Source organism: Nocardiopsis sp. MG754419 (assembly GCF_018207095.1).
Lineage (GTDB): Bacteria > Actinomycetota > Actinomycetes > Streptosporangiales > Streptosporangiaceae > Nocardiopsis.
In genome coordinates this window covers 1-2,422 of record NZ_QOCZ01000277.1, presented here as the reverse complement: position 1 = coordinate 2,422, position 2,422 = coordinate 1, and the positions used below count along the sequence as shown (strand labels likewise).

3 protein-coding genes and 1 pseudogene are annotated in these 2,422 nt (G+C 71.3%); 1 reads left to right on the top strand and 3 read right to left on the bottom strand.

Features of this window, described 5'->3' with window-relative positions; translation table 11 throughout:
* Nucleotides 1-440 precede the first annotated feature (440 nt).
* Nucleotides 441-803, bottom strand: coding sequence for a GntR family transcriptional regulator (locus DSY14_RS27540; RefSeq protein ID WP_211719522.1), 363 nt, complete (start codon nt 801-803; stop codon nt 441-443).
* A gap of 151 nt (nt 804-954) precedes the next feature.
* Nucleotides 955-1,341, bottom strand: a complete 387-nt coding sequence (locus DSY14_RS27535; RefSeq protein ID WP_211719521.1) for a hypothetical protein — start codon at nt 1,339-1,341, stop codon at nt 955-957.
* Nucleotides 1,342-1,498: 157 nt separating this feature from the next.
* On the opposite strand from DSY14_RS27535, the gene DSY14_RS27530 reads away from it, so the two are divergent.
* Complete coding sequence (locus DSY14_RS27530) at nt 1,499-2,128, top strand: TetR/AcrR family transcriptional regulator (protein WP_211719520.1); 630 nt, start codon at nt 1,499-1,501, stop codon at nt 2,126-2,128.
* A gap of 23 nt (nt 2,129-2,151) precedes the next feature.
* Here DSY14_RS27530 and DSY14_RS27525 read toward each other — a convergent pair.
* Nucleotides 2,152-2,422: pseudogene (locus DSY14_RS27525) on the bottom strand (ABC transporter ATP-binding protein); the annotation flags it as partial.

Below are 2,422 nucleotides of genomic sequence, written 5' to 3'. Positions count from 1 at the left end.
CACCGGAACGACCGCCCGATGACCGTCCTCCGCCGGATCTCCTGCTCATTGGGGGCCTCCTTGGGGGTTGCTCCTACCGGCACCGTCGGGAGTGAACGGCACCACTACGACAGTAGCGGTGAACGTCCCAGTTCAGGGCGGCCGGGAGGGTTTTAGTCCGGTTATGGTCATCACGCGCGCGGCGGGGAACCGTAGGCGCTCCGGCTGCGTCGTGTGGATACGTGGACCATGACCGTCGCGGGGAGATCGCGGGCACCGGCCCAACGGGGCGGTGGTCCGGCCAGGGCGCCGTCAGGCCGTGCTCAGGGCCGACCCGGAAAGGTGGGCGGGGGTGGGATCGCGAGGAACGCGTTCTCCCGACGCAGGCGCCGACGCTTCCCGAGGGTTCCGGCACCCGAACACGGGCCGAAGCACGGCGCAGGACACGAACGAACACGGCCTCAGCCCTCCAGGGCAGCCCGCAGGATCTCGACGGCCTCGTCGTGGTCCAGGCCCACCCGGGTGATGACCTCCGCGTACACCCGCGCCGCGGCCAGGGCCTCGGCCCGCTGGTCGTCACCGGCGGCCGCGACGAAGGTCCCCGAACGGCCGCGGGTCTCCACCACTCCGGCCTGTTCGAGTTCACGGTAGGCCCGGGCGACGGTGTTGACCGCGACCGAGAGCTCGCCCGCCAGGGCCCGCACGGTCGGCAACCGGTACCCGACCGGCAGTTCCCCGTTGGCCGCGGCGATCGCGACCAGCGCCCTGATCTGTTCGTAGGGCGGCACCTTCGACGTCGGATCGATGCGGAGGAAATCCGCCATGTCCTCTTCGCTCCCCACCTGGATCGCCTGTCCCGGACCCGGGGGTCGGCCGGGCCCGTGGCCCAACCTATCGCCCGTCCGTCACTCATGGTGAGCGGACCACACGGGCCCCGCACCCGGCGCGGGGTGCGGGGCCCGTGGGCACCGGTGGTCAGACCGCGCGGCGGGGCACCCCCTGGATGCCGTGCAGGCGGTGGGTCTCCCTCGCCGTGAGCAGCACCTCGGCGACCTCGGTGGCCTGCTTGATGCCGGGTCGGGCCAGACGCTTGCGTCGCACGATGCGATCGTCGTATCCCTTGGGGCCGACCAGCACACGCTCGTGCGCGTAGGCGGCGCGCATGGCCTCGGTGAGCGCCGTGTCCAGGGTCAGACCGCGCTCATGGAGCTCCTCCGACGGGGCGTCCTGTGCACGGGCGGAGTCCAGGGCCCGCTCAGCCTCGGCCACGGCCTCCAAGAGCTCGGGCAGGCGGTCGGCCTGTTCCTGGTCGTGGGCGAGCCTCTCGCGCGCCTCGGACCTGTTCTGCTTGGGAACTCGCATCTTGCGCTCTCCATCGGGCGTACCATCGGCGTTCTCGTGGCCACTCTAGAGGTGACGTGGATCATGCGGCGACTCGGGATGCGGGTCGGTGGTGGTCTCGGCGCACAGAACCTGTCACCTTTACGTGGTAGATCCCCTTCGGCCCCCGGAGCACACCATGGCGAGCAGGAACAACGCAGGGCTCAGTCGCGAGCGCATCATCGTCGAGGCATTGCACATCATCGCCGGACGCGGCCTCGGCGGACTGTCCATGCGCCGGTTGGGCGACGCGCTGGAGGTGGAGGCCATGGCCGTCTACCACCACTTCCCCCGGGGCAAGGAACAGCTGTTCAACTCCATCGCCGCCTACGTGACCACCGCGCGTGTGGTCAGCGGACTGTCCGAGGGCGAGGGCCCCGAAGAGGAGGAGCTCCCCGCTGCGGGGACCGGCGACGAGGATGCGGAACGGGTCGAGAGCCTGCCCTGGGACCGTCGCATCACGGTGTGGGCCGAGGACTACCGCGCACGGCTCCTCGCCTACTCCGGAGCCATGTCCCTGCTGATGCACCGCGCGCCGAGGACACTGGCCGAGCACCGGACCATCGCCATGCTGGACGCGGCCCTGGCGGAGGCCGGCCTGTCCGGCGACGACGTCCCCCGCGGCCGTGACGCCCTGCTCGCGTACTGCCTGGGGTCGGTGGGCCATCAGGTACGCCACGAGGGCCGGGAGGACGCGCCCGAGGAGGCCGAGGCGTTGGCCCGTTTCCTGTTCGGTCTGCGCGCCCTGCTGCGCGGCCTCACTCCCTGACCGGCCCCGGCCTCGGCGACCGGTCAGCCGCCGGCGCGCATCCGCACCCGTTCGGCGCGCAGGCGCCGGGCCTCGTCGGGGTCCAGGACCGGGGCGGCCGTGAGCAACTGCCGCGTGTAGTCGCTCTGCGGGTTCTCGTAGATGCTGTCACTGTCGCCCATCTCGACGACCTCGCCCTTGCGCATCACCGCCACCCGGTCGCTGACCTGGCGCACGACCGCGAGGTCGTGGGCGACGAAGATGTAGGTCAGCCCGAAGTCGTCCTGCAACTCCGAGAGCAGCCGCAACACCTGG

Excerpts from the sequence above, each read along its gene's own strand:
- DSY14_RS27540 (WP_211719522.1), bottom strand. The coding sequence starts at position 803 with ATGGCGGATTTCCTCCGCATCGATCCGACGTCGAAGGTGCCGCCCTAC.
- DSY14_RS27535 (WP_211719521.1), bottom strand. The coding sequence starts at position 1,341 with ATGCGAGTTCCCAAGCAGAACAGGTCCGAGGCGCGCGAGAGGCTCGCC.
- DSY14_RS27530 (WP_211719520.1), top strand. The coding sequence starts at position 1,499 with ATGGCGAGCAGGAACAACGCAGGGCTCAGTCGCGAGCGCATCATCGTC.